The sequence below is a fragment of the Cellulosilyticum sp. genome (assembly GCF_982396655.1).
Genome location: NZ_CEVXFV010000060.1, coordinates 1 through 24013 on the forward strand (window position 1 = coordinate 1; position 24013 = coordinate 24013).

The 24013-nt window shown below is 33.8% G+C and carries 21 protein-coding genes; 4 read left to right on the forward strand and 17 right to left on the reverse strand.

Going from position 1 to position 24013, the window contains the following annotated elements:
- Positions 1–125: 125 nt before the first annotated feature.
- Positions 126–695 carry a tRNA 5-(aminomethyl)-2-thiouridylate-methyltransferase MnmM gene (gene mnmM, locus AC1VAQ_RS17930; RefSeq protein WP_302597339.1) on the reverse strand — a complete coding sequence of 190 codons (570 nt, stop codon included), beginning with the start codon at positions 693–695 and terminating at the stop codon, positions 126–128.
- Between the two features lie 127 nt (positions 696–822).
- Positions 823–2448: a rhamnogalacturonan acetylesterase gene (locus tag AC1VAQ_RS17935; protein WP_479904293.1), complete on the reverse strand. Its 1626-nt coding sequence runs from the start codon at positions 2446–2448 to the stop codon at positions 823–825.
- A gap of 378 nt (positions 2449–2826) precedes the next feature.
- On the opposite strand from AC1VAQ_RS17935, the gene AC1VAQ_RS17940 reads away from it, so the two are divergent.
- Positions 2827–4434 (forward strand): peptide chain release factor 3, encoded by a 1608-nt coding sequence (locus tag AC1VAQ_RS17940; protein ID WP_302597341.1) that lies wholly within the window; start codon positions 2827–2829, stop codon positions 4432–4434.
- A gap of 111 nt (positions 4435–4545) precedes the next feature.
- On the opposite strand, the gene AC1VAQ_RS17945 is transcribed toward AC1VAQ_RS17940, so the two are convergent.
- The 7 genes from AC1VAQ_RS17945 to AC1VAQ_RS17975 form a co-directional block, all read right to left on the reverse strand.
- Positions 4546–5184, reverse strand: a complete 639-nt coding sequence (locus AC1VAQ_RS17945) for an RpiB/LacA/LacB family sugar-phosphate isomerase (RefSeq protein ID WP_302597342.1) — start codon at positions 5182–5184, stop codon at positions 4546–4548.
- 105 nt (positions 5185–5289) lie between these two features.
- Positions 5290–6522 (reverse strand): MFS transporter, encoded by a 1233-nt coding sequence (locus AC1VAQ_RS17950; RefSeq protein WP_302597343.1) that lies wholly within the window; start codon positions 6520–6522, stop codon positions 5290–5292.
- 233 nt (positions 6523–6755) lie between these two features.
- Entirely contained in the window at positions 6756–7595 is an 840-nt protein-coding gene (locus tag AC1VAQ_RS17955) for a PP-loop family protein (protein ID WP_330697539.1), read from the reverse strand.
- A 36-nt stretch (positions 7596–7631) separates the two neighbouring features.
- A complete protein-coding gene (locus AC1VAQ_RS17960; protein WP_302597344.1) occupies positions 7632–8744 on the reverse strand; it encodes a cysteine desulfurase family protein in 1113 nt (370 codons plus the stop codon).
- A gap of 178 nt (positions 8745–8922) precedes the next feature.
- Positions 8923–9123 (reverse strand): DUF362 domain-containing protein, encoded by a 201-nt coding sequence (locus AC1VAQ_RS17965; RefSeq protein ID WP_302597345.1) that lies wholly within the window; start codon positions 9121–9123, stop codon positions 8923–8925.
- Between the two features lie 12 nt (positions 9124–9135).
- Positions 9136–9393, reverse strand: a complete 258-nt coding sequence (locus AC1VAQ_RS17970; protein WP_302597346.1) for a hypothetical protein — start codon at positions 9391–9393, stop codon at positions 9136–9138.
- A 68-nt stretch (positions 9394–9461) separates the two neighbouring features.
- Positions 9462–10298: an amidohydrolase family protein gene (locus AC1VAQ_RS17975; RefSeq protein WP_302597347.1), complete on the reverse strand. Its 837-nt coding sequence runs from the start codon at positions 10296–10298 to the stop codon at positions 9462–9464.
- A 155-nt stretch (positions 10299–10453) separates the two neighbouring features.
- Between AC1VAQ_RS17975 and AC1VAQ_RS17980 the strand changes: the two genes are divergently transcribed.
- Entirely contained in the window at positions 10454–10891 is a 438-nt protein-coding gene (locus tag AC1VAQ_RS17980; protein WP_302597348.1) for a 2-thiouracil desulfurase family protein, read from the forward strand.
- Between the two features lie 89 nt (positions 10892–10980).
- Here AC1VAQ_RS17980 and AC1VAQ_RS17985 read toward each other — a convergent pair whose 3' ends face one another.
- The 4 genes from AC1VAQ_RS17985 to AC1VAQ_RS18000 form a co-directional block, all read right to left on the reverse strand.
- Positions 10981–11646, reverse strand: coding sequence for a class I SAM-dependent methyltransferase (locus AC1VAQ_RS17985; protein WP_302597349.1), 666 nt, complete (start codon positions 11644–11646; stop codon positions 10981–10983).
- A gap of 127 nt (positions 11647–11773) precedes the next feature.
- On the reverse strand, positions 11774–12661 hold the full coding sequence (locus AC1VAQ_RS17990) for a radical SAM/SPASM domain-containing protein (protein WP_302597350.1): 888 nt from the start codon (positions 12659–12661) through the stop codon (positions 11774–11776).
- 94 nt (positions 12662–12755) lie between these two features.
- Positions 12756–14909 carry a YhgE/Pip domain-containing protein gene (locus tag AC1VAQ_RS17995; RefSeq protein ID WP_479904294.1) on the reverse strand — a complete coding sequence of 718 codons (2154 nt, stop codon included), beginning with the start codon at positions 14907–14909 and terminating at the stop codon, positions 12756–12758.
- Between the two features lie 77 nt (positions 14910–14986).
- Complete coding sequence (locus tag AC1VAQ_RS18000; protein WP_479904295.1) at positions 14987–16159, reverse strand: metallophosphoesterase; 1173 nt, start codon at positions 16157–16159, stop codon at positions 14987–14989.
- A 193-nt stretch (positions 16160–16352) separates the two neighbouring features.
- On the opposite strand from AC1VAQ_RS18000, the gene AC1VAQ_RS18005 reads away from it, so the two are divergent.
- Complete coding sequence (locus tag AC1VAQ_RS18005; RefSeq protein ID WP_479904296.1) at positions 16353–17096, forward strand: 3'-5' exonuclease; 744 nt, start codon at positions 16353–16355, stop codon at positions 17094–17096.
- Positions 17097–17197: 101 nt separating this feature from the next.
- Here AC1VAQ_RS18005 and AC1VAQ_RS18010 read toward each other — a convergent pair whose 3' ends face one another.
- The 3 genes from AC1VAQ_RS18010 to bioD form a co-directional block, all read right to left on the reverse strand.
- Complete coding sequence (locus tag AC1VAQ_RS18010) at positions 17198–18160, reverse strand: tRNA dihydrouridine synthase (protein WP_302597354.1); 963 nt, start codon at positions 18158–18160, stop codon at positions 17198–17200.
- Between the two features lie 105 nt (positions 18161–18265).
- Positions 18266–19603, reverse strand: coding sequence for an adenosylmethionine--8-amino-7-oxononanoate transaminase (bioA, locus tag AC1VAQ_RS18015; protein WP_302597355.1), 1338 nt, complete (start codon positions 19601–19603; stop codon positions 18266–18268).
- Positions 19604–19651: 48 nt separating this feature from the next.
- A complete protein-coding gene (gene bioD / locus AC1VAQ_RS18020; protein ID WP_302597356.1) occupies positions 19652–20335 on the reverse strand; it encodes a dethiobiotin synthase in 684 nt (227 codons plus the stop codon).
- Positions 20336–20590: 255 nt separating this feature from the next.
- Here bioD and AC1VAQ_RS18025 point away from each other — a divergent pair, with 255 nt between their 5' ends.
- Positions 20591–21136, forward strand: coding sequence for a TIGR01440 family protein (locus tag AC1VAQ_RS18025; protein ID WP_302597357.1), 546 nt, complete (start codon positions 20591–20593; stop codon positions 21134–21136).
- Positions 21137–21242: 106 nt separating this feature from the next.
- Here the strand turns inward: AC1VAQ_RS18025 and AC1VAQ_RS18030 are convergent, their stop codons facing one another.
- Positions 21243–23711, reverse strand: a complete 2469-nt coding sequence (locus AC1VAQ_RS18030) for a family 43 glycosylhydrolase (protein ID WP_479904297.1) — start codon at positions 23709–23711, stop codon at positions 21243–21245.
- Positions 23712–24013 lie beyond the last annotated feature (302 nt).

Sequence of the window (24013 nt, forward strand, 5' to 3'; positions counted from 1 at the left end):
CTCACTTAATTTGTGAGTTTATTTTGGGAAAATTCATTTGTCAACAATCTGATAAGAGTTATTACGATAACTCTTATTTCTCAGCATATCTTTTAATTCCTTTTAGCCTTTATCAATACGAGTATTTATTTATCTTTAGTAATAAATACTGAGAGAGGTGGATAATTAGGTCTATTATATAACTCACTGACTATAACTGTATATTTTTTTGTATCCAATGTCTTTAAGTATGCCATCAACGCATTTTTTTCTTCAAATCCGGTATCCCCGCCATGATAAATACAAAGACTCATCACACCTTTTTTCTTTAAAAGTTCAAGGCCACATGTAATAGCTGCAATACTACTTTCAGCATGGGTACAAATAGTATGATCACCACCTGGTAAGTAGCCAAAATTAAACATAATGCCATCTACGCTTTCAGCTGCTTTATAGCGATTCATATTTACATGACTTTCTAAGCGTACTTCTGCCTTAAAACCACGTTCTTCTAAAAGGTCTCTTGTGCTTTTAACTGCATCTTCTTGAATATCAAAAGCAAGTACCTGACCACTATCTCCTACAAGTTCACATAAAAAGGCTGTATCAAACCCTCTTCCAGCTGTCGCATCAATGCAACATGCACCTTCCTTAATATATTGTGTCATCAAATGATGTGCTAATGTAATTGTATTTAATCGCTCTAATGCTATCATATTGTTTCCTTTCTTATCACAAAATAAGCTCCAATCCAGTGCATGCGTCACCATCTTGGAGCTTATTTTTGACGCTTCTTATTCATAGTACTCTCAAACTATATCATAAGAAAGGTCACTTTTAAACTTATTCTGTAATTTCATTTAAAAAAGTTGCTGGTACAATGAAACCGCGAAGGCCTAAATTTGATTTATAAATTTCTTTTGCCACTAGGTCTGCCACTACATTTGAACCATAATGATTTAAATGCGTATTATCAACCTTATTTTCTTTCTTTTCGTTATAAACTGCATGAAGATAAACTGTACGCTCTGTACCTAATTTATTATATAGTGCTTCTGTTTGTGCATTAAGATCAAGTAGTGTTATATCTAACTTTTGAGCCAATTGACGCATCACCTCATCATAGCTTATTACCTTTTCAGCTTCTACTGCTGAATAGTGACTAGAAACTATTTTTTCATCCTCAAAGTTTCTCCTTACAATTGGTGTAAGAAGCACTGGTGTTGCACCTTTTTCTTGAGCTAATTTAATATAATAATTATATAAGTAATATTGATAGCTACCTTCTGTTTTTTCATCTCCAACTGGTGATGTATGACGATAAAGTTTACTTGTATCTGTAGCTGTTAAATCATCTATTTTTTCATCATTATGACCAAATTGAATAAATAAGTAATCCCCTGCTTTTAAGCTATTTTTTAGTATTGTATAATTTTCTTCATAAGTGAAACTTCTTGAACTTCTACCTGAAAGCGCTAAGTTTACAACTTTTACATCATTATGATTAAAGTAATGATCAAGACTTTCTCCCCAACCAGAACGTTCAATCATATAATTTGCCGAATCATCTCCATACTCACAAGCTGTAGAATCTCCTACAATATAAATATTTGTGCTACGTGCTATTGTTTCTTTTAGCTCCTCTTTAAGTGCTAAATCAGAAACTTTGATTTCTTCTGCAATAAGCCCGGCTACCATTTTTGAACCAATATCATTTAAATGCGTATTATCAACTTTATTTTCTTTTTTACTATTGTATAATGCGTGTAAACTAATCGTAACCTCTTCTCCAAGTTTATTGTATAATGCTTCAGTTTTAGCATTTAAATCAATTAGTGCCACATTTAATTTCTTAGCAAGTGTACGCATACTCTCATCATAACTTATTGTTTTTTCATTTTCTAATGCTGAATAATGTGTATCTTTCACTTTACCATTTTCAAATTCTCTTCTTACAATTGGTGTTACAAGTACAGGAATTGCTCCTTTATCTTGTGCCATTTTTATATAATATGTATATAAATAATATTGATAACTCTCTTTGACTGATTCATCTCCAAGAGGCGAGCTATGACGATAGCGTTTACTTGTATCTTCTAATGATAAATCATCTGCCTTAGCATCATTATGACCAAATTGAATAAACAAGTAATCCCCTGCTTTAATGTCTTTTAAAAGTGTTTCATATTTTGCTTCATATGTAAAACTTCTTGCACTTCTTCCTGAAATAGCCAAATTAACAAATTTTACATTATCATTAAAATAGCTACCAATATTTTCACCCCAACCAGCACGCTCTACATCATAATTATTTGAGTCATCACCATATTCACATACAGTTGAATCTCCAACTAAGTATACTGTTACAGCTTTTGTTTTACTTACATCTTGTGCAAACAATGTGCCTACACACAAGGTTAAAACCATCATAATAGCCACAAGCTTAGTAAGTAGTCTTTTTTTAGTCATATCTATTTCCTCCTATGTATTATAAAACCCATAATACTTTCTTATACCTAGTATACGTTGTAGATTTTCAAATTAATTTTATTATTTTAGGTATAAATATAAAAATAAGTATTATTCATAAAATTAATTATAATATTTTAAACAAAAAAGTCAACATTTTTGTCGTTTTTATAGTTATTTTGTGTTGAACTTATGAATATCCTTATCTATATTATGATATTTTAGTGTTAACCCAATCATTCTATATGTATTTTGCATACTCCTCCTAAAATTCATCAAAACTAATACTTGACATACCCCCATATTTGCAAGGATAATTAGAGGTTGTATATGCTATTTATTACTCAGCAATTTATATAAAAGATAAGGATGATAAAAATGTCACAAGAAACATCAATGTATCAAGATGAAGTGCAAAAAAGAAGAACTTTTGCCATTATTTCTCACCCTGATGCAGGGAAAACTACACTTACAGAAAAGTTCCTTTTATATGGAGGAGCAATTCGTTCAGCTGGTTCTGTTAAATCTAGAAGAACACAAAAACATGCTGTATCTGACTGGATGGAAATCGAAAAACAAAGAGGAATCTCTGTTACTTCCAGTGTACTTCAATTCAACTACGATGGCTTCTGTATCAATATTCTAGATACACCAGGTCACCAAGACTTCAGTGAGGACACTTACCGCACGCTCGTTGCTGCAGATAGTGCCGTAATGGTTATTGATGCTGCTAAAGGGGTCGAAGCACAAACTAAAAAGCTTTTCAAAGTTTGTAAAATGCGTGGTATTCCTATTTTCACATTCATTAATAAAATGGACTCTCATGGTAAAGATCCTTTCGAACTTATGGAAGACATTGAAAATGTCCTTGGCATTCGTTCTTATCCTATGGACTGGCCTATCGGTAGCGGAAAGGACTTTAAAGGGGTTTATAACCGTCGTAAAAAACAAATCGAACTCTTTGATGATGGTAATCATGGGCAATCTATTGCACAGGCTATTACAGGGGAAGTAGATGATCCTAAGTTTACAGAACTTTTAGGTTCTGCTCTTCATGACAAACTTCTTGAGGATATTGAGCTTTTAGATATGGCTGGTGATGACTTCAACTTAGAGCAAATCTTAAAAGGAGAACTTACACCCGTATTCTTTGGTAGTGCACTTACAAACTTCGGTGTTGAGCCATTCCTTGAGGCCTTCCTCGATATTACAATGCCACCTCAACCTCGCCCAAGTAATCTTGGTGAGATTCCAACAAATGCACCTTATTTCTCTGGATTTATCTTTAAAATCCAAGCAAATATGAATCCAGCGCACCGTGACCGTATTGCGTTCCTACGTATTTGTTCTGGTAAATTCGAAAAAGGTATGATGGTTAACCACGTGCAAAAAGGCAAAAAGGTAAAGCTTGCACAACCTCAACAATTCTTAGCCCAAGACCGCGCAACTGTGGATGAGGCTTATCCTGGTGATATCATTGGTATTCACGATCCTGGTATCTTCAATATTGGTGATACTTTATGTAGTGATAATATCAAGTTGCAATTTGAAGGTATTCCACAATTCGCGCCAGAACACTTTATGCGCGTTTCTACAACAAATGCCTTAAAACGTAAACAATTCCTAAAAGGTATCTTACAACTTGCAGAAGAAGGTTCTATTCAAGTCTTTAAGCCTCACCTTACAGGAACCGAAGAAGTTATTGTAGGAGTTGTAGGGGTACTTCAATTTGAAGTATTAGAATACCGCCTTAAAAATGAATACGGTGTTGATATTAAAATGCAGCGCCTACCATATCGCTTCATTCGTTGGATTGAAGCTGAAAACTTTGACTTTGATCACTTTAAAGGGTCTATGGATTCTACACTTGTTGAAACAGAAGATGGCGATCCAGTTATGCTTTGTGAATTTGAATGGTCAATTCGTCAAATTGCGGAACGTAATCCAGATGTTACATTCCGCGAAACACACCTTAAAACCAACTAAGGTTTAGGCCAACAAAATACCATTTAAAAGCTAGAAATATTCGTTTAAAATATATAAAAGGCGTCTTACTAAAAGTAAGACGCCTTTTATATATTTTGCTTATTATTCTGACTATGCAAGAAGAGACTTTAAGTAAGCTGCCATTTCTTCATCTTGACAGTTTGTAAAGAAATATTCCTCAAATTTTGCACCACTAATTGTTTGTTTTAAGAAGTCTTGATCAATTTCTTTAAGAATTGTCATCATATCTACATGAGTGATTTTTTTCACATCATTAAGGATATTTCTATTTTTAGCCATAATTTGTGCACGTTCTTTTGGATAACCTTGTCCCATTTCTTGACCAAATAATTTTTCAAAGATATATTGAAGGTTTAATTCTGCACCCCATCCAAATCCTTTAGCAAATGGTAATGCTAGTGCATTTCCAGCATTGATTTGTGAGAATGTGAAAGCATCAACAGGATCTTGTGCATGACCACATACAACACCTGGGAATGAGTTAGCTGCAAGCATTGCACCCATACCTGTGCCACAACCTGTCACAACAAAATCTACTGCTTTTGAATTAAGTAAGATTGCTGTAAGTAAACCTACTTGTACATATGTAAGTTGTGCTTCATCCTCTACACTGTACATCCCATAGTTCACCACTTCATGCCCCATTGGTTCTACTACCTTTGTAAGTGCATCATATATAATACTATTTTTAGCTGCTTGACTGTTTTCGTTAATTAATGCAATTTTCATTTCGATTGCTCCTATCTAAAATTTTCTTATTTATTATAAAATATTTTTAGTTTAAGGGCAATACCTAAAAAAAACTTATATTTTTATACAATGTGCACAACATTTTTAGATAGATTGATTATATATAAGTTTAACATGCTCTCTATTTTTTAACATAATACCTAATGCTCCCATAAATTCTATGGCCATAAACCCTAAAACAATATATGGAATAGGCATAAATTCACCTAAAATGCCCCCAACAAATTGTCCTAATATAGAACCTGCCATTGTTGCCATCATAAAAATGCCATTAAAGCGTCCACGCTTTTCATTGGGCACATAATTTTGTGTCCCTGAAATACGAATATTATAAGAAGTCACACCTAGTATTCCTATAATTAATGAAATTCCTAACATTACAAAATATGGCATAAATAAAATCATACCATTTAAAATAGACAACGTAAGATACACACATACTGCAATTGTATACTTTTTATCCGCAGGATAACGATAGCGATAATGTACAAGTCCACCTATGCAACGCCCAAATGTCATAACTGCCATCATCATAGAATATTGCGTAACAGTATGATCTGGACTAGCTGTAAAGAATGGCAAATATAAAGTTTGTGTAATACTGCCTGCCATAGTCGCTATGCAAAAGTATGCTGTAATGCTCATCAAACCACGTTCTTTTTTTAAATATGCAATACCTTCCTTGAAATCTTCTTTATAGCTTGATGCAATCTTTGACTGTGACTTACGTTGACTTAAATGTGATTCTTCTGCTACAATAAATCGCTCTATGGCCTGTGTAATAAAGAAGGTAATCCCATTAAATAAGAATAATGGTGCTACGCCTATAGACTCATAAGCAAACCCTGCAACAGGTACCATAATCGTCGTAGCTATAGGATAAATTAATGAACTAATTGAATAAGCTTTCGAAAAATTCCCTTCCGTGATAAATTCTGGATACAAACTTTCATAAGCTACGTTATAAATACTATCTAAAGTTCCAAGTGTAATGCCTAAAAGTACAAATAAAGGATAACTATAAAGATCTTTATAAATAATATAAGCAAAAACGGCAAAGATAAAACCATAAATCGTATCAATCGTCACAATAATATTCTTACGTGATCTACGATCAACAAATGGCCCAATCATAAGTGGTATTATGATTTTAGGCAATGCTGCAATAATCATAAATAGAGAATATAAAAAGGTTGACTGCGTAGCATTAAAAACAATCAACCCTAGCGCAAAGTTACTTACTGCGTTTCCCATTGTAGAAATCAAACTTCCTACAGTAATAATGGTAAAATTTTTTGTCCAAAGTTTGTGCGTCATGTTGTTCCTCCCTCTGTATACAAAGCACGTCTTCTCCTCCAGTAAAACATTAGTCTTATAGACATAAAAAATGCATTCCAAAAAATTATATAATAATATGAACAATTTTTAAAGTTATTTCGACAAATTTATTATAATATTTAGATATACGAATGATTTTTAAATATAAAAAGCAACTACGCTTATATGATCGTAGTTGCTTTTTATACTTTTAATTATTATTTAAACATCTATTATTTAGTGTCCTTTTTATTAAAGTCATCTAAGAAATGATATGATTTCTCTTTATCATGATACCCTATAATTGTTTCTAAATTTACATCATGCACACTTTTAAAGATATTCATTTCAATATGTGGATTAGTTTGTCTAAACTTCTTAATAAGCATTTTCATTTCATTACGTTTAGAACCACCACCTTGACCATTTACACTGCAATTTTCTGTTAAACGGCATGCACATTGAATGAAACGAAGATCGTTATAACGTGACCACGCAATAATATCTTCTTCTTTAACAAGGTATAGCGGACGAATAAGCTCCATGCCTTCAAAGTTTGTACTATGAAGTTTAGGCATCATTGTTTTAATCTGCCCACTATATAACATACTCATTAAAATTGTTTCAATAACATCATCAAAATGATGTCCTAATGCAATCTTATTGCAACCTAAAGCTTGTGCTTCTTTGTAAAGATAACCACGACGCATTCTTGCACATAAATAACAAGGTGTTTCCTCTACATCTGCCACAATATCAAATATAGGTGATTCAAATACAGTAATTGGGATATTTAAATCTTTAGCATTATCTTCAATTACTTGTCTATTGTATTCATTATAACCAGGATCCATAACTAAAAATACTAGTTCAAATTTCACAACCCAGTGACGTTGTAATTCTTGCATACATTTTGCAAGAAGCATAGAGTCCTTTCCACCGGAAATACAAACCGCTATTTTATCCCCTTCTTGAATAAGATCATAATCATTCACACCACGGATAAATCGTTTCCAAATTTCTTTACGGTATTTTTTGATAATACTTTTTTCTATTTCTTTATATCTTTCCATTGTCTCATCCTTTAATCTCTTAATTTCCTACAGCTATTAACCATTTAATACTTCATTAAATGCCGCAATAAATGTTTCGACTTCTTCCCTTGTTGTTAAATGACTCAAGCTTATACGAAGTGTAGACATAGCACGTTTACGATCCTTCGTAATCGCCATCACACTACGTGAAGGTGTATTTAACGTTGAACATGCTGATTTCGTAGAAATATAGATTTCCTTTTCTGCTAAAGCTTCTTGTACCTCTACAGCCTTTTTGTCTTTAACACTAATATTAATAATAAATGGCACCGCATCTTTAGGACTATTAATCGCCACCTTAGGATTTTTGATTAAACTGCTACGTAACATCTCATTCAATTCAACCACATAATCATAGCGTTCTTTTTGATTTATGACATAGGTACTAAGTGCGACCTTTGTAGCCTCAATCAACGCTGCTGTCGGTGTCCCACTCCTAAAAATCGTTGTACTTACACCGCCATGAATTAATGGTTCAATACGCAATGGTTGTTTTTTAATTAACACCCCACACCCATGTAAACCATAAAACTTATGCGGTGCAAAGGTCATTAAATCAACGCCTTCTACAGAAACTGGTATTTTTGCTACCGCTTGCGTTGCATCTACATGAAATCTACAATGTTCATATTCACTTAAAATAGCTGCTATTTCTTTTATTGGTTGTTTGGTTCCAAGTTCACTATCTACAGCACATACCGAAACCAAAATAGTATCTTTTCTTAAAAGCTCTTTTAGATGGTCTAAATCAATTTGTCCACTTGGTAGAATGTCTACATAATCCACTTCATAACCTTCTTGTACCAGGGCATTCATAGGTCCTGTCACTGAAGAATGTTCTAAATAAGAAGTAATCATATGTTTCCCATAACGACGCTGACTTGTGGCAACACCTTTAATTGCTAAATTATTAGATTCTGTTGCCCCTGATGTAAAAATTACTTCTTCGGGTGCAACTTGACAGTATACTGCTATCTCATTTGTTGCTTGTGCTATACACATTTTAGCTGCTACCCCTAATGCATGATGTGCATTAGGATTTGCAATGTAAGTTTTAGCTGCACTGCAAAAGGCATCAAGCACCTCAGGCGCAACAGGTGTATCTGCTGCATAATCTAAATATATCATGGTCTTCCCTCACTTATATTTCACACTTATTTAATGCATTTACTCTGCATTAAATGATACTTTTCTTATCCTTATTTGTCAATGTTTTACCCTATTTATCCCCTAAAAGACACATAAAAATACCGCTTTAATAGTTTCTCTCTATTTAAGCGGTATTTCAAGAAGTATTTCTCATCTTTTATCTGCTATTGGATTCTTCTTCAATGCAAATCAGATTTCGCCAACATCTCGTTACGCATAAGCCGCAACCTATGCATTTATTTTTATTTATAATATAGGGTGTTCCTTTACTGATGGCATGAACATGACAAATCGTCTTACATGCACCACATCCAACGCACCCTTCTAAAATCACAAACTTTTTTTTGCTACGCTTCAAGGCCAGGCCTCCTTACGCATCAAAATCCACGTGATATTTACTAACTGGTGTATGAATATCAATATATGATAAATTAAACTCTTCTTCCATTACATCAATTTTATATTCAAAAAGCACATTATCTTCTTTTTTAGACATAAAAATGTAGCTTCCCACTTCTTTTTCTTCGATTTCTTCACAAATTTCATCATAAATTTCTTCACCATCTACCATGCCTTGGTATCCAGCTGCTTTAATTTTATCTTCTATGGCTTTGTATAATTCTTCCACGCTTGCCACCTCTTTCTTTGTTATATGCTTAGTCTATCTTTAATCCTTGCTTCTTGTCAATAGCTATTTTATAGCTCAAGCAGCTTTGCTGCATTAAGTCCCATTAACTTCTCAATATCTTCTTCCTTAAGTCCACTACTCATAAGTCCCTTTTCATAACGCTGTGGTGACAAAAGTGGATAATCACTGCCAAATACCACCTTATCCATTAATCCCATTTCTTTCACAATGTGATAAATTTGAGAATCATATAAAAACACCGTGGCAGCATTATCGTAATAAACATTTTCAAACTTCTGTCTTACTTCTTTCATAAGTTCATACATAAAAACACCGCCCCCCCAATGGGCTAAAATAATTTTAAGTTGTGGATGATGGGTGATAAAAGCATCTAAATCTTTTAAAGGCGTATCCGTCTTTCCTACATAATCATGTCCAATCGGCTCATTTGTATGCACAATAACTGGTAATTCATAATGCTGAGCAGCTTTTGCCATCTGAGTCGTATCTTTTATATTGGCAATATCAAAATTCTGCCCAGCTGGAAATAATTCACCAATTCCTTTAAGCCCTTTATTGACACAGCGTTCAATTTCATAAGCTACTTTAGGATGATTAGGTACAACAGCTGCAAATCCAATAAGCTCCTCAGGATACTTTTGAACTTGTTCAATTACATAGTCATTTACATATTCACAAAGTCCCATATCTTGAAAACTAAAGCCAAAAACCACACTTTTATCAATCCCCACTTCTCTCATATGTTCTACAATTTGTTTTGCATCTGCAAATTTATTTTTCTTACTTGTTGAGAGCATATTAAAATATGGTTCCTTTTGTCCTATTTTTATATAGTCCCTTATAATATCTGGGGGCGTTACATGCACATGCATATCTATTTTCATTTAAATCCCTCCTTTTATTTGATTTTATTATAGTACAACCTCTCCTACTATGCCACTTCTAAAAACTTATGTGCTTTATCCTATATATTTTAAGCTTTACAAGATGTATCATTTATGGCATGCTAAATTAAAAAGACTTCAAAAGGAGAATCCTTATGAATATACTCGTTAGTGCTTGTTTATTGGGTGTAAACTGTCGTTATGATGGTACAGGGCAACTTACTGAGCCCCTACTCTCTCTTTTAAATGAGCATACACTTATCCCCGTTTGCCCAGAACAACTAGGCGGATTACAAACACCACGCCCTCCTTCTGAGCTAAAAAATAATCTCGTTGTAACAAAAGCTGGTCAGGATGTGACAACTGCCTTTAAGAAGGGTGCAGAAGAAACGCTTAAGCTAGCTCAACTTTATCACTGTAACTTGGCTATCTTAAAAGAACGTAGCCCTTCTTGCGGTGCTAAACAAATCTATGATGGTAGTTTCTCTGCTCACCTTATAAAAGGTATGGGTGTAACGGCCTCCCTTCTTATGGCACATGGCATTCAAGTTATTGGTGAATCTGAAATCACTAATTTTTTCAATAAATCTTAAAATAATCATCTTATAAAATGGGTATCACAAATTTCACGATACCCATTTTTTTACTTTCAAAATTACTTATTAACTTTTTCTTTTTTTATCTATGCTTCTTTATACGCAATCAAAATAACATTTTGCTCTTTATGCCATACTTCTTCAACTTTTGAAAAGCCAGCCTCCTTAAGAAGTTTTTTTTGATTTGCAACTGTACAAGGCGTGTCATAATGATAGTATCCTTGTGTAATTCCTTGACTTAACTTAATCTTTTCATATTCACTAAAGAAAAAATCCTCTTCTTCTTGATGCATCACCATATAATCGCATTCTACATAACGTCCATTTGTCGTAAGTGCTGCATAAACTTTTTTATATAGTGTTAATTTTTCAGCTGGATTGAAATGATGCATAGTCATTACAGAAGTGGCCCCATCAAATGTATTTTCCCCAAAGTCATATACCATATAATCCCCTTGAATGAGTGTAATATTTTGTGTTTCATACTTTTCTTTAAGCTTATCCAACATCCCTTGGGAAAGATCAATGCCTGTAACTGTAATGTGAGGAAAACGTTTAAATATCTCTTTTAGCTCAAGGCCTGTGCCACATCCAAAATCCACCAAACGCTTCGTATCTTCTCCTAAGAAGTGGGCAATTAAATTTTTACTTTCCATCCCACCACCAATCATTGCGGGATGTACTGTATCATACTCCTTAGCACGCATGTCAAAAAATGCTTTCATCTCCATAATCTCTTTTATTTCTCCCATCTTTATGCCCCTTTATTTTCCTTTCATTATAGTTATTATACGTCTATAACATATAAAAAATAAAGAAGTGTTACAAAACCATTTATCTAGTTTTGCAATGCTTCTTTGTTTTTCAAAGTAACTTATATTAACGTTTTGGACTTTTACTATATTTAATGGCATAGCCACAGCGCTGACAAAGTGATTCGACTGCACGTCTATTTGAAAACCCCTCATAAAGGCGCTTAGCCCTTGGTGAATGAATAATTTCCTCAAGAGGCGTTTCAAAAATATTTCCTAAAGCTATATGCCCTTCACTATCTAAACAGCACGGTACTACCGTCCCATCGACGTGAATACCAATTTGATCGCGTAAGCCATAGCAAAAGACTTCTTCTTCTAAAATATCTTTTTCCTGGTCTGGCCATTCAAACTTATCTGCCATATTCAGATACACATTATTTTTTAGCTTAATACCATTTTTTTGCTGCAAGGCCTCTACAATATCTAAATCTAGACTTAACTGTTCCTCTAACATACGAATAATATAGGCATTTAAACTATTTTTAGCCTTAAGTGTCTCACTATCCATATTCCAAAGTCGTAAACTGCAAATCACTTGACTTTCTTTAGTTGCTAAATTCACAAAATCTGTAATCCCTTGAATGTAATCTTCTACCTTGACATGAGGGTCATTGACCTCAAAACTATGCAAGGAAATATTAATCTGCCTTAAAGCCTTTGCACCAATCAAATCCTTTTGGACCTTATGAATAAGGGTGCCATTAGTCGTTAAATTTACTTTTAAACCTTCTTGCCCACTCATTTCCAAATATTCTCTCAAAAGCGGATGGGTTGTAGGTTCCCCCATTAGATGTAAATAAATATAATCTGTATAAGGCTTTACTGCTTGTAATATATGATGAAAATCTTCTTTTGTATTTCTTTTGAGTACCCGACTTGTTTTTGGACAAAATTCACAACTCAAATTACAAATATTAGTGATTTCAATATATACTTTTTTAAATCGTTTCATCCCGCTCTCCTAGTCTTTACTTAAACTCTCTTCATTGCTGTATTACTTATTGTAGCGAGAAAGCGCATTTTTTACAAGTTCTATTTTTTACAAACTAATGCTCACCAATCTCACTTTCTTTAAATTTCTCTATGGCCTTTTTCATCAATTGATTGATTGGTTGTTTCAAAACAACAGCTATCAATATGGCACCTACAAGATATATGAGTAAAAAACTTATACTTCTGCTATATATAGCTACTACAACGCCTCCTATAGCCTCACGATTAATAGCAATACCATAAGTAAATGGCAAAAATGGATTTAATATCTGAAAAAATTGTGGTGTCATTTGAATTGGAAATGTACCACCCGAACCTGCAACTTGCAATACTAGCAATATAATTGCAATAACCTTACCAATATTTCCAAAAACAGAAACCAATGAATACACCAATGTTGCAAAGGTCAATCCTACAAAGCAATTACTAAGTACAAATAAAAGAGGTTGCTTGCAATAAATCTTCAGTAAATATAAGTCACCCATAGATACAATAAGTGCCTGTACAATACCAATTGTTACAAATAACAACAATTTACCAAAGTAAATCTCATTTGCACCATACTCACCTTTGGCTTCTACTGTTAATATTGATGCTAAAAGCAGTCCGCCTACCCACAAACAAAGTACCGTATAAAACGGTGTCATACTTGTACCATAATTATGCATAGGATAAAGTATTTCTTCTGTAATCTCTATAGGGTTTGCTAAGAATCCACTACGTGCATTCACATCTGCCTTTAAAAGCTCTACAATTTTTTCTAAATCACCTTCATTTTGAATGGTCCCTATTTTAGCAACAAGGTTATTAACCATATTTTCTGCTTTTGGTAAGGCCTGTTTAACGTAAGCGATTCCATCTTCCCCTTTTTGAGCGGCTTCATCGACTACTATTAATAGGTCATTTACTTCAGGTAAGCTGTTTTGTGCTTTTATTAGGACAGCTTCTGCATTGCTTGCTGTTTCATACGCTTTATCAAAAATTTGTGCAATAGGTCCCATAAGTTCATCATCAAATCCATTATATAAATTTGTGGTAATATCACTTAAGTCATTGCCTACTGTTACGACCTGATCTAAAATAGGATTTATTTTTTCCGGTGCCGCTTCTATATTTTCACTTGCTTCGCCTAATAAATTACTTGCTGTTTCTAAGTTATTCACAGATGTATCAAACTTATCAATTGCAGTTTCTAAATGCGCATTCGATGCGACCTTATCAAGTGCCTTTAATAACCTATTCATACTTTCCACAAGCGTTTTTAAACCTATTACTTTCTTCTGAAGGGCATTAAGTAATGCAGGTACCTGTTCAGAGTTCCCAGATATTTCTGCTTTAAGCCCCATAGCGCCACTGCTAATTTCCTGTGCTATATTTCCTATTATTTGAATGTCTTGTTTAATTGTTGGACCTATTTGGTTCGTCGTTTTCTTAGAAGCGTTCATAAAATCTTGAATACTTTGTGTAAATCCCCTAGCATTTTCAAAGGTCTGGCTAATATCAGGCATATCTTCTTCTAATTGCTCAATTAAACTTTGAAGCTTTGTAATCCCTTCATCCGTCAAACTTACTGTCTGATTAATTTCTTCAAACTTACTTTGTAGTTTCACAAGTTGGTTATAGACCATTGTAACAGTAGGAATTTGTGATTCCAAGTCAACGCCAAGCTCATTGCCCACTCCAAATATAACTTCACTTACGGTTTGTACAACTTGCTCAGAAATCATATTCTGTAAGCTTGAAACCCCCTTATCAGTTAATTTAGGTGCAATGGCATTTAATTTTTCATTTACTGTATATATTATTTGCCCTTTTTGAATATTGGAACTAACAATAGATGTTAAATCCTGTGAAAAATTAAACGGCAATGTAATGGTTGCATAGTATTTTCCCATTACTAATGCCTCATGTGCCGCATCGGCATTTACAAATTGCCATCCTAGCTGTGTATTCTTCTTAAGTTCTTCTATTACTTTATCACCAATATTAATTGTATTTCCTTCTAAGGTTGTCCCCTTATCTTCATTGACCACACCTATTTTTACCCCTTTTGTAGCTGCTTCAGAATACGGATCCCATGAAGCCTTAATATTAAACCATGCATAAAGGGAAGGTAATATACACAAAGCTAATATAACTACAAAAGCTGCATAATTTTTAAATATAGCTTCAAGGTCGCGTTTATAAATTGCCAAGCAATTTTTCATAAAATACCTCCTTACTTATTTTAGCTTATTTTTTACAGCCTACTTTTTCTTATGCATTTCATTTAAATAGCTATTTTTTAGAAAGGCCTAGCAGGTTCAAAATACTTCTTTTTTGCAGCTACCGCTACAATCTCTTTTTCTGGATATCTTATAGCTGTTAGCTTTCCACCAAATATACACCCTGTATCAATATTAATAGTATTATTTACAATCTTTACCATGCGTTGTGGTGTATGCCCATAGACGACAAAAGCTTTTCCTCTATAATGTTTGTTCCAATCTAATCGAATAGGTAAACCTAATTTATCTATTTTACCTGTCGTTTCACCAAACATTGCTAAATCTCTTATTTTCTTAGACTCTCTACCATGGAATTTTTCTTTAAGTCCTGCATGAACTGCCACTAATCTTCCTTCATCAAAAACATAATGACTGACAAGTCCTGCTAAAAACCGCTTAACTGCTTCTATAAATTCTGTCGGTTCCGCTTCAAGTTGTTGTAATGTTTCGCCTAATCCATGAATCACTTTTACATTAGCACCATTTAACTTACGCAACAATTTACCATCATGATTACCTAGAGTACAATAAGCTTCTTCTCTAGAGGTCATGTTCATTACAAGTTTTAATACCTCTGGGCTTTTAGGTCCCCGGTCCACTAAATCTCCTAAAAAAACGACTTTACGCCCTTGTACAGATTTAGCTATACATTTTTTCTTATGCACCTCATATCCTAACTTTTCAAGAAGTTCACACAGTTCATCATAACACCCATGAATATCGCCTATTAAATCAAAAGGTCCATGTACGTTTTTTTGATTGCTCGCAAGTTTCATACGCACTACCTCAATTTCTTCAAGGTAATGCTTCCTATTTTTTAAACCCTTCTGTAAATTTTCTCTTCCTGGATCTAAGCTATAAACTTTTTGAAATCCTTTTTTTGTTAAGGTATTTATTAATAGCTCTAATACACCTGTTTCATAAGGCATTTCATCCAACAAAATTGCAATTGCCATACAGTCATATTTCTTTGAAATTCGTATAATCCTCTCATAATCATCTTCTTCTATCTTACATACATCTATCCCAGTAAACTTGCCTTCTTCTAGTCTTTTCGTACCTATACTCTCTAATTCTTTCAAGGCAATAACTTCTGATTCATGAAAATACTTTTGAATAAACATCTTCTTTTCTTTTTTATTTTCACCTATTAAAGCAACACATGCAAACTCTGGTAATTCTATTTTCATAGCATAATACTCCTTGTTATACACTTATACTTTGCGCATCTAGTGATTTATGTTAGCTCATACATCTCATATCACATATTTTATATAGATAACCTATTAATAATATGTGCAAAGTTACACACCTTCATTTAAGGAATAACTTCCACTTTTACCGCAAAAAATATAAAATAAGGGTTAAGAAAGGTGGTGCAATATGACTTATATTATTTTTGACCTAGAATTCAATCAAGACTTCTCATCTTTACAGAACTTTGTTCCTAACGTTTCACGTTATCCCTTCGAAATTATTCAAATAGGCGCAATTAAATTGGATGAACAGTTAAATACACTTGAAACCTTTAATACTTATGTAAAACCTACTTTTTACGGTGCTATAAATCCTTTTATCACTGAGCTTACGAGTATCACAATGAATCAGCTTATACGTGAAGAAACTTTTCCAAGTGTTTATAAAAACTATATGGATTTTATTCAGACCAAAGAAGCCATTTTTATTATCTGGGGCATGTCAGATATCAAGGAACTATTCCGAAATGTCAACTATCATGCACTTGAAAATGATTTACTTCCTAGACAGTTTATTAATATTCAGCCGTATGTTTCAAAATATCTAGGTCTTTCCGCTAAAAAGCTGCTTAAACTAGAAGATGCCACTAATCAGTTGCAAATTCCTATCCTAGTGCCATTTCATAATGCCCTTAATGATGCTTATTACACAGCTGAAATTTTCAAAAAAATCTACACGCCGATTATTAAGCCTACTTATTATGACCCAACTTATAGCCCACAACGACCACCTAAGCCTCGCCAAAAAGTAGATTTTGAAAAGCTGATTAGTCAATTTGAAAAAATGTATGACCGTGAGATGACCGAGGAAGAAAAGAGCATCATTAAATTAGCTTATAACATGGGAAAAACTCATCAATTTCTTACTTAAAGCCCTTAAACTTGTACGACACATGATATCTACCTATTTATGCCATCCAAAAAAGCCTAGGTCAACAAATCATTTTGTCTAACCTAGGCTTTTAAAGTTTATTATTTAATTGAAAATAATCCTGCACCCTTTACAATTTCTTGTTCTTCAAAAAGACTATTTACAGCTGCTTCATAATCCTGCAGTCTTTGTGCCTTCCGAATCTTCTTGGCATATTTTTCAGCATTTGAAAAGATATGCATCATATAAAACCAGTTTTCTTTCATTTTAAATAATACATTGCGATCTCCTGACATAATCTCCTGATAACCTTCGTACATCTTATCATGAAAAGCTTTTAAAACCACTTTATCTACGGTTTCACCTGTTGTAATCTCTGTAATGAGCCCTGGACTTGCAATCAACCCTCGTCCTAACATGACTCGTTCTACATCTGGGCACATTACTTTAAACTTTTCATAACCTTGAGCTGTAAAAATGTCCCCATTATAACACACTGGATTTTTACTTTCAGCTAAGGCCACCCTAAAAACTTCCATATTGGGTGTATTACGATAATAATCTTTTTGTACACGAGGATGAATAATGAGTTCTTCTAAAGGATATTTATTATAAATTTGCATAAGCTCCTCAAACTCTTCAGGTTCATCACGGCCAATTCGTGTTTTAATAGATATTTTAGTCACAGCTTCACCGAATACAGCTTCTAAAAATTGGTCTAGCTCTTCTTTCTTGGCTAAAAAACCTGATCCTTTACCTTTTGCCACAACAGTTCCAGATGGGCAACCTAAATTTAAATTAATCTCATCATAACCAAATTCTTTAAGCTGCACCATCGTGCGAATAAAATCCTCTGCATTATTCGTTAAAATTTGCGGCACCACTGTATAGCCTTTATTATGTTCTGGTAAAATATCATTTAATTCTCTTGATGATAGCTTACCATGTTGATTTGCAGCAATAAAAGGGGTAAAGTATTTATCGACATTATTAAAAAAAGCAGCATGGGCATTTCTATAAACATACCCTGTTACACCTTCCATTGGGGCGAAGTAAAATTTCATTTCTATAATAACTCCTTTATTTCTAGAACTTACTAAATTTATGTTTCTTAGCTATTATACAACAAAATAAGTCCTTCATCTAGTAGCCCCCTTAGCCGCACTTGCTTATAATACCTGGTTTATAGCTGTCATACATTTTAAAATAACCTTATCTATTTCCTCTTCTGTAATAGTTAATGGCGGATTAAAATAAAGTACATTTCCTAGTGGTCTTAAAATAAGTCCTTCTTCCAAAGCTTTTTTGTAAATTTGATACCCCATTCTTAGCTTGCCCTCAAAACCTTGTTTAGATGATTTATCCGTCACTAACTCCATGGCATTAATTAAACCTAAACTTCTAATCTCACCTATATTGGGATGTCCACCTAATGCTTCATTTAGCTGTTTATGTAAATAACTTGCACGTTTTTCAGCCTTTTCAAGTATTTTTTCTTCTCTCAGTACTTTTTGAACAGCTAAGGCTGCTGCGCATCCTAATGGATTACCACTATAAGTATGACTATGCATAAAAGCCTTTCCTTCATTATAATCTGCATAAAAGGCATTATAGACCTCATCTGTTGTGATGGTAATGGCCATTGGCATATACCCTCCTGTTAACCCCTTAGAGATACACATAATATCAGGACTTACACCTGCATGATCAAAAGCAAACATCTTTCCTGTCCGTCCAAATCCTGTAGCAATTTCATCTGCAATAAGTAATACGTCATAAGCATCACATAATGCTCTTAATTTCGTTAAATACAATGGTGGATACATACGCATCCCAGCACTTCCTTGAAGGAGTGGTTCTACAATCATCGCACAAGTTTCTTCTCCGTACTTAGCAAAGGCTTCTTCTGCTTTCCTAAAGCATTCCACTTGACAATTATCTCTACACTTTCCATAAGGACAGCGATAACAGTCTGGTGCTTCAATATGAATGGCATCCATAAGCATTGGCTTATAAATTTTAGCATATAAATCCAAACTCCCTACAGATAAAGCACCTATTGTTTCCCCATGATAACCTTCTGTAAAACACATAAACTTCGTTTTATAACTATGCCCAGTCTGATACTGATATTGAAAACTCATCTTGAGCGCGCATTCTACAGCTGCTGAACCATTATCAGAGAAATTAAATTTACTTAGGCCTTTTGGAATAACCTTCATCAGCTCTTCACATAACCTAATAGCTCCCTCATGTGAAAAATTTGCAAAGATAACATGTTCCAGCCTATCTAGCTGAGCTTTAATCTCTTCATTAATTTTAGGATGGCAATGCCCTAATAAATTACACCACCAAGAACTTACAATATCCATATATTCTTTATTCTCTTGATCGTATAAATAAACACCTTTACCATGATCAATAATTATAGGTTTGAGCTCTTCATAATCTTTCATTTGTGAACAAGGATGCCATATATACTTTAGGTCTTTTTCAATTAAATTCATTTCGTCACCTCATCTATTTTTTCATTAACTCTTTTATCAAAAATATGTTTAAGCATAAAGTTTAATAAGTTCACTTACTTCTATTTCTAAATCCTCATCATTGTCTCCTACTGTAGCAATAACAGGAATCCCGGTCACACGTTCAATCATCTTAAGATTGTCTTCTTCCATTTGATTCCCCTTATGATAATGATTAAGTATAATGCCCTTCACCTCCATGCCATGATTTTTAATATAAGTTTCTGTAAGCGCCACTTGATTAATTGTCCCAAGCCCTGCATCCGCCACTATTAATGTCTCTAATCCAAGTCCCTTAATAATATCTTCTAGCCAAATTTCCTTTTCTGCATCCAATCGAATAGGACAAACAATTCCTCCACTGCCCTCTACAGTCATAAATTCATATTTGGTGGCTTGCCTTAAATAATCAGCTACTACCTTTTCTATTTCAACTGGATTTCCCTCGATTTGCGCTGCTAAATGGGGAGAGACTGCATTTTCATAAACATAAGAAACCATTTTATCCATTGGCTCTTCTAGTCCTGCTATTTCTTTAACATATTGTACATCTCCTGGTATTAACCTGTTACCTACTTTCTTCGCCCCACTTAACGCCGCCTTATAATAACCTGCCTTAAAACCTGCCTCACATAGTTTTTTTACAATTAAACCTGTTACATAAGTTTTTCCAACATCTGTTCCTGTTGCTGTAATAAATAACCCTTTGCTCATTTTAATTCCCCTTATACTTGCTTTATTTTCCAAAAAACATAATTATATCTAAAAATTTTATAATTTAAACTTTACTTTTAAAATAATATAAAACTTAATCTTTATTTTGTCAACTTATTTATTTGTTTAGGTTTACAATGTAATCAAAAGATCTAGACATACACATCTAGCTCTTGTAAAAGTATTTAAAAAGCTATTGTAATCTCTTTAAAGGATGTATAATAAAGACATCTTAAGTAAAAAGGAGAGCATATTATGTTAGAGTCAATTTATAATCAAGCTGTACTAGCTACAAACGAACTCTGTGAAAAAGCCAATTTACATGCCGGGCAAATTGTTATTATCGGCTGTTCTTCAAGTGAAGTAGGGGGCGACACCATTGGTACACATTCAAGCCCTGAAATTGCAGAAGCTGTTTTTAATGGGATCTATAGCGTCCTTTCAGAAAAAGACATTTATTTAGCTGCACAATGCTGCGAACACTTAAATCGTGCTATTATTGTTGAACGTAGTGCCGTACCTTGTGCTGAAATTGTTAATGTTATCCCACAGCCAAAAGCCGGTGGTTCTTTTGCCACTAAAGCTTATCATACATTTAAAGACCCAGTTGCCTTAGAAGAAATTAAAGCTGATGCAGGACTAGATATTGGTGGAACACTCATTGGCATGCACCTAAAAAAAGTTGCTGTACCTATACGCCTTAGTCTAGACCACATTGGTAATGCCATTCTACTTGCTGCAAGAACTAGACCAAAATTCATTGGGGGCGTACGTGCCATTTATGATGAGCATAAGCTCTAATTAAGATCTATTAATAAAGGGCCAATGCCACTAGATTTTTCAAAATAGTGACATTGACCCTTTATTTAACTGAATATTCATTAAGGTACTTATTGATTACGCCTTTTTATTTATTATTGATAATCTTATATCCCTCGTATTTAAAACCTTCTATTTGTGACCAGTCCTTATTTGCAAAGCGTGTTTGAATTGTAATACGGTCTTCTTTTGAATCTATTGTACATGCATTATCTAAATTAATATCTAAATAATACTTACCATCTTCCTCACCAAAACTTCCTTTTACTGCTGAAGTCAAATCTACATACCAAGGTGCTATATTTAATGCTTTACCTGCATAATCACACCAAAATGCCATTTCGCACATATCTGTTTTAGTAAAATAGTAACGCAAAGTATATCCTGATAAATCTATGCTTTCTTCTGCTGTAATTGTAAAAGTAGGCTGAATACTATTGTCCATTTGATGAGCCACTTCCACTTGAAAAGTTGGCGCTGTCTCTTCTACTACTTCTGGAATCCATTTTTGACAAAGTCCACCCCAATATGACCATTGATTAACATTTCCGCCATTCTCCATGCTAAAGTTGAATACATCTAATGCAGATGTAAGATTAGATGCTTTTGTTAAAATAGCATAAGAGCCATCACCATTATTAGCAATCATAAATTTTTGACTATCATCGCCTATATAAGGTGCTTCAATAACATTTGTACCATCTGTTGGACTGCCGCCTTCTACTGTTAATGCACTCTTATAATCTGAACTTGCTGTTAGCAAGGCACTATAGCCATCCTCATCTGTGATTAATTTAAAGTTTTGTGCTGTTTCACTATTATTTTCCCATTGGTCAATGTTTGTGCCTTCTTCAGCAGAATCATTAGACACGTTGATATAAAGCTTACTATTTAAGTTCTTAAAACGATATGTACCTTCTTCTAAATCTGCAATATAAATAGACGGTGACTGCGTTAATGTAGTCTTTCCTGCACTTCCCCAAATCGTTACATTATTAGAGCCAACAGCTGTAAAAGTCATCACTTCTTGGGCCTTTTCAGATTCTTGATATTGTTTTAAGAAAACCCCTTTATAAGTTACACCATCATATGTAAAGCTCATATATGGTGTTCCTTCTTTCATCTCCCATGTACCATTTACACTACCGTTTACACTGCCATCTTTATTTAAACTAATATTAACAGGAATTTCATATGTGTAACCCCCAATTTGTGCGCCATCTAAATAAGGCTGATCTGGACGATGTACAATAAATTCATAATCACCAACTACTTCATCTTTGCTATATCCCGTTTCAGAAATTTCTTCGCCTCTATATTCATAAGGTGCTACAACAAGCCATCCATCCTCATTTAGGAACATTTGATGAACACGTACTTCATGCATCTCATTATTATATTCGGCACCATTATTTGTATAAGTCCCATCATCAAATCGTGTATGATAAACGACATAATACTTACCATCTTCATCCGTTAAAGCAGAGTTATGGCCTTGAGATAATTGTGCTTTATCCATACATGACCACCTGTAATTACTCATCAATCTTACCCCAACATTTCCCATTGTATTGGAAGCACCTACAGCTTTTGTATAAGTCGCATAATTGCCTTCCACATCTACATATGGTCCTGTTACATCTTTAGCTCGGAAAACTCTCATATTATAACCGCCATTAGAATCTAAACCACCATAAGTTGCAAATAAATAGTAATAATCATCAATCTTTTCGATATAAGAGCCTTCTCCTGAAGCACCTAATCCACCCGCAATCCTTATTCCTAGATAAGGATCAGCTGCTACGCCATCTGCTGCATCATTATCTAAGTCATAGCTTACGCTATAATCTCTAAGTCCTGTTGTTTCATCTAACTCCAAAAGGAAAAGTCCCCCAAACCAAGAGCCATATGTCATCCATAGCTTCCCATCTGCATCATAAAAAACTGTTGGGTCAATAGCATTCGTACCATATTGTGAATTCCATTTGCCATCCTTTAAATAACGACTTATGTCCGCATCTTCACCACATACCTTATAATAATCCGTCATTTCTACAGGATGTGTTTTTTCTGTAAATCCTGAATAAACTACCGTCCCTGCATAAGTATAAGGCCCCTCAATCTGATCTGCTGTACAAAGCGCAATAGATGAATTCCAATCTACACCATTAACGCTCATATATAAGCACCATTTTTTCATAACAGGATTATAAATAACATCCGGTGCCCATGTATTTCCTGTCACATCATACGCTGCGTCATTAGTAGCTGACCACTTTGCGCCTTCAGCAAATAACGTTTTATACTCTTCATTAATGTTATTTGTAAATAAAGACCAATTGCTTAAATCACTCGTTTTTGCAAATGCACGGTGTGAACCAAAAACGTAATATGCACCATTATCAGCTTTTACAATTGATGGATCATGAACTGTAACATGTGTTACTGTATTACCTGCTGCAAAAGTAGTTGTAGAAAAACCACCCACTAAACTCACTGCTGTACATGCCGCTACAGCATATCTTGCAAAACAACTTCTGAATCTTTTAATATGCATTTTGCTTCCTCCTCTTTTTCTCTTTGTTTTTATATTATATATAATAAACTATTTTATATTTTTGTAAATATTATATTTTTTACAATTTTAAATAAATTTTATATACTTTTCATCTAATATTTAGTTATTTTTTATATTTTTCCCTTTGGTTAAAATGCACTAGTGTCTTGTCATTCAAAGCTTTTGTAGATTATTATTTTAAATTTAAATTTATCCCTATTGCTTTTCTTTTTCATTTTAGATATCGTTCAATTATTCAATTAGAATTTAAACGTAATATCAAATAATAAATACTCTAGTTG

What these genes read in the sequence shown, in the direction of transcription:
- AC1VAQ_RS17975 (WP_302597347.1), bottom strand. Translation starts at nt 10,298, where the DNA reads ATGAAAATAGATATGCATGTGCATGTAACGCCCCCAGATATTATAAGG.
- AC1VAQ_RS17955 (WP_330697539.1), bottom strand. Translation starts at nt 7,595, where the DNA reads ATGGAAAGATATAAAGAAATAGAAAAAAGTATTATCAAAAAATACCGT.
- AC1VAQ_RS18005 (WP_479904296.1), top strand. Translation starts at nt 16,353, where the DNA reads ATGACTTATATTATTTTTGACCTAGAATTCAATCAAGACTTCTCATCT.
- AC1VAQ_RS17980 (WP_302597348.1), top strand. Translation starts at nt 10,454, where the DNA reads ATGAATATACTCGTTAGTGCTTGTTTATTGGGTGTAAACTGTCGTTAT.
- AC1VAQ_RS18025 (WP_302597357.1), top strand. Translation starts at nt 20,591, where the DNA reads ATGTTAGAGTCAATTTATAATCAAGCTGTACTAGCTACAAACGAACTC.
- AC1VAQ_RS18000 (WP_479904295.1), bottom strand. Translation starts at nt 16,159, where the DNA reads ATGAAAATAGAATTACCAGAGTTTGCATGTGTTGCTTTAATAGGTGAA.
- AC1VAQ_RS17940 (WP_302597341.1), top strand. Translation starts at nt 2,827, where the DNA reads ATGTCACAAGAAACATCAATGTATCAAGATGAAGTGCAAAAAAGAAGA.
- AC1VAQ_RS18030 (WP_479904297.1), bottom strand. Translation starts at nt 23,711, where the DNA reads ATGCATATTAAAAGATTCAGAAGTTGTTTTGCAAGATATGCTGTAGCG.
- AC1VAQ_RS17935 (WP_479904293.1), bottom strand. Translation starts at nt 2,448, where the DNA reads ATGACTAAAAAAAGACTACTTACTAAGCTTGTGGCTATTATGATGGTT.
- AC1VAQ_RS17985 (WP_302597349.1), bottom strand. Translation starts at nt 11,646, where the DNA reads ATGGGAGAAATAAAAGAGATTATGGAGATGAAAGCATTTTTTGACATG.
- AC1VAQ_RS17945 (WP_302597342.1), bottom strand. Translation starts at nt 5,184, where the DNA reads ATGAAAATTGCATTAATTAACGAAAACAGTCAAGCAGCTAAAAATAGT.
- bioD (WP_302597356.1), bottom strand. Translation starts at nt 20,335, where the DNA reads ATGAGCAAAGGGTTATTTATTACAGCAACAGGAACAGATGTTGGAAAA.
- bioA (WP_302597355.1), bottom strand. Translation starts at nt 19,603, where the DNA reads ATGAATTTAATTGAAAAAGACCTAAAGTATATATGGCATCCTTGTTCA.
- AC1VAQ_RS17960 (WP_302597344.1), bottom strand. Translation starts at nt 8,744, where the DNA reads ATGATATATTTAGATTATGCAGCAGATACACCTGTTGCGCCTGAGGTG.
- AC1VAQ_RS18010 (WP_302597354.1), bottom strand. Translation starts at nt 18,160, where the DNA reads ATGAAATTTTACTTCGCCCCAATGGAAGGTGTAACAGGGTATGTTTAT.
- mnmM (WP_302597339.1), bottom strand. Translation starts at nt 695, where the DNA reads ATGATAGCATTAGAGCGATTAAATACAATTACATTAGCACATCATTTG.
- AC1VAQ_RS17995 (WP_479904294.1), bottom strand. Translation starts at nt 14,909, where the DNA reads ATGAAAAATTGCTTGGCAATTTATAAACGCGACCTTGAAGCTATATTT.
- AC1VAQ_RS17990 (WP_302597350.1), bottom strand. Translation starts at nt 12,661, where the DNA reads ATGAAACGATTTAAAAAAGTATATATTGAAATCACTAATATTTGTAAT.
- AC1VAQ_RS17950 (WP_302597343.1), bottom strand. Translation starts at nt 6,522, where the DNA reads ATGACGCACAAACTTTGGACAAAAAATTTTACCATTATTACTGTAGGA.